The 1,761-nt window shown below is 68.7% G+C and carries 2 protein-coding genes; one reads left to right on the plus strand and one right to left on the minus strand.

Going from position 1 to position 1,761, the window contains the following annotated elements; all coding sequences use genetic code 11:
* Window positions 1-10 precede the first annotated feature (10 nt).
* A complete protein-coding gene (locus sphsw_RS13655) occupies window positions 11-442 on the plus strand; it encodes a nucleoside deaminase (protein WP_031441085.1) in 432 nt (143 codons plus the stop codon).
* A gap of 511 nt (window positions 443-953) precedes the next feature.
* Here the strand turns inward: sphsw_RS13655 and sphsw_RS13660 are convergent.
* A complete protein-coding gene (locus sphsw_RS13660) occupies window positions 954-1,628 on the minus strand; it encodes an OmpA family protein (RefSeq protein WP_031394229.1) in 675 nt (224 codons plus the stop codon).
* Window positions 1,629-1,761 lie beyond the last annotated feature (133 nt).

Here is a 1,761-nt window from a genome sequence, read left to right on the forward strand (position 1 = left end):
CCCCGACCCGATGCGGCGCGCGCTCGACGCCGCGCGCGATGCAGCGGCAGCGGGCGAGGTGCCGGTCGGCGCTGTCGTGGTGCGTGCCGGGCAAGTGATCGCGACCGCGGCCAATGCGCCGCGCGCGCTGTGCGATCCGACCGCACATGCCGAGATGCTCGCGATTCGCGCGGCGGCCAGGGCGCTGGGGCGGGACCGGCTGGAGGATTGCGATCTGTGGGTGACGCTCGAGCCGTGCGCGATGTGCGCGGGGGCGATCGCGCATGCCCGGATCGCGCGGCTCTATTATGGGGCGGCGGATGCGAAGGGCGGCGCGGTCGAGCATGGCGCGCGGTTCTTCGGCCAGCCGACGTGCCATCATCGGCCTGAGGTCTATGCGGGGATCGGGGAGCGGGAGGCCTCGGGGTTGCTGACGGGGTTTTTCCGGGAGCGGCGTCCGTAGAAGAAGAATGGGTTCGCGCGGAGGCGCGGAGGCGCGGAGATAGTGCATCCGGCCCTTCGGTCGGGAGACGCTGATCTTTTGCGCTGCCGGACGTGATCGGGCGGTCGCTCTGCGACGTCCACACCGTCTCCGCGCCTCCGCGTCTCCGCGTGAACCAAACTTCTTCTGTCTTGTGGCGCGTGCTCGTTCTTCCGGCTGACGCCGGGGCGCAGGGCCATGCGGGTTTGCGCTTTTGACCCTGGGTCCCGGCCTTCGCCGGGATGACGGGGTGATTAAGAAGAGTGGGTTCACGCGGAGGCGCGGAGGCGCGGAGGGGGTGCGTCCGGCCTTTCGGTCGGGAAACCCTGACCTTTAGCTCTGCCGGAGGTGATTGGGTGGTCGCTGCGCGACGTCCACACTCTCTCTGCGCCTCCGCGTCTCCGCGCGAACCCCCCTTCTTCTGTTGCCCGTCCGCCCGCACCCTGGGTCCCGGCTTTCGCCGGGATGACGGAGGGGGCGGGCGGAGGGGTGGTTAGCGGAGGTCGTTCTGGGTGATGGGGACGATCTTTACCTCGACGCGGCGGTTGGCTGCGCGGCCGGCGTCGGTGTCGTTCGAGGCGATCGGCTGGCTTTCGCCATAGCCGCGGGTGCCGATGCGGGCGGACTGGACGCCGTGGCTCGACAGGTAATCCGCGACCGAGGTCGCCCGGCGCTGCGACAGGGTCTGGTTGTAGGAGTCGCTGCCGGTCGAATCGGTGTGGCCGTACACGTCGATATAGGTCTGGTTATACTGGCGCAGCGTGTCCGCGACCTGATCGAGCGTGCGCTGGAACTGCGGCTGCACGGTCGCGCTGTCATAGGCGAAGGTGATGCCCGACGGGATGTTGAGGACGAGGTCGTCGCCCTGGCGGATCACCTGGACGTCGGTGCCTGCGGTGCGTGCGCGCAGATCGCGCTCCTGCTTGTCCATGTACGCGCCGACGCCCGCGCCCGCGAGGCCGCCGATGCCGGCGCCGAGCAGCTTCTCGGTCCGGTCGTTACGCCCGCCGACGATGTCGCCGAGCAGATAGCCGCCGAGCGCGCCGCCGATGCCGCCGAGCGCGGTCTTCGAGATCGTGCGCTGGCCCGTCTCCGGATCGGTCGTGCAGGCCGACGTCGTGACGAGTGCGGCGAGCGCTGCGCCGATGAATATACCCTTGGCCTTCATGTCTCTGTCCCTTTTGATCATGCCGCAGATAACCCGGCATATTCGGCGATTGTTCCACCTGCGCACTGAACGCCCAATGACGATAAGTGTCGAGACCGGTTGTGAAGCGCGCGAATGTGCGCCAAGAGACGAT

This window comes from Sphingomonas sp. FUKUSWIS1 (assembly GCF_000733135.1).
Taxonomy (GTDB): domain Bacteria; phylum Pseudomonadota; class Alphaproteobacteria; order Sphingomonadales; family Sphingomonadaceae; genus Sphingomonas; species Sphingomonas aerolata.

What these genes read in the sequence shown, in the direction of transcription:
- sphsw_RS13655 (WP_031441085.1), top strand. Translation starts at nt 11, where the DNA reads ATGCGGCGCGCGCTCGACGCCGCGCGCGATGCAGCGGCAGCGGGCGAG.
- sphsw_RS13660 (WP_031394229.1), bottom strand. Translation starts at nt 1,628, where the DNA reads ATGAAGGCCAAGGGTATATTCATCGGCGCAGCGCTCGCCGCACTCGTC.